The following is a 974-nucleotide window of genomic DNA, read 5'->3' on the forward strand; positions in this document are numbered from 1 at the left end:
ACTAGTATGGCCCGGGGGATCCGGCGCGCCTAGGCCTTGACGGCCTTCACTCAATTCGCCCTATAGTGAGTCGTATTACGTCGCGCTCACTGGCCGTCGTTTTACAACGTCGTGACTGGGAAAACCCTGGCGTTACCCAACTTAATCGCCTTGCAGCACATCCCCCTTTCGCCAGCTGGCGTAATAGCGAAGAGGCCCGCACCGAAACGCCCTTCCCAACAGTTGCGCAGCCTGAATGGCGAATGGGAGCGCCCTGTAGCGGCCACTCAACCCTATCTCGGTCTATTCTTTTGATTTATAAGGGATTTTGCCGATTTCGGCCTATTGGTTAAAAAATGAGCTGATTTAACAAAAATTTAACGCGAATTTTAACAAAATATTAACGCTTACAATTTAGGTGGCACTTTTCGGGGAAATGTGCGCGGAACCCCTATTTGTTTATTTTTCTAAATACATTCAAATATGTATCCGCTCATGAGACAATAACCCTGATAAATGCTTCAATAATATTGAAAAAGGAAGAGTATGCGTAGCCGTAATTGGAGCCGTACCCTGACCGAACGTAGCGGCGGTAATGGTGCGGTGGCGGTGTTTATGGCGTGCTATGATTGCTTTTTTGGCGTGCAGAGCATGCCGCGTGCGAGCAAACAGCAGGCGCGTTATGCGGTGGGCCGTTGCCTGATGCTGTGGAGCAGCAACGATGTGACCCAGCAGGGCAGCCGTCCGAAAACCAAACTGAACATTATGCGTGAAGCGGTGATTGCGGAAGTGAGCACCCAGCTGTCTGAAGTGGTGGGCGTGATTGAACGTCATCTGGAACCGACCCTGCTGGCCGTGCATCTGTATGGCAGCGCGGTGGATGGCGGCCTGAAACCGCATAGCGATATTGATCTGCTGGTGACCGTGACCGTGCGTCTGGATGAAACCACCCGTCGTGCGCTGATTAACGATCTGCTGGAAACCAGCGCGAGCCC

The 974-nt window shown here is 52.2% G+C and carries 1 protein-coding gene; it reads left to right on the top strand.

From position 1 onward, the window contains the following. Positions 1-525: 525 nt before the first annotated feature. Positions 526-974, top strand: a 449-nt coding sequence (locus tag ROA7023_RS25415) for a nucleotidyltransferase domain-containing protein (RefSeq protein ID WP_227541806.1), incomplete at its 3' end; no start/stop codon positions are given.

Source organism: Roseisalinus antarcticus (genome assembly GCF_900172355.1).
In the GTDB taxonomy this organism is placed as follows: Bacteria; Pseudomonadota; Alphaproteobacteria; order Rhodobacterales; family Rhodobacteraceae; genus Oceanicola; species Oceanicola antarcticus_A.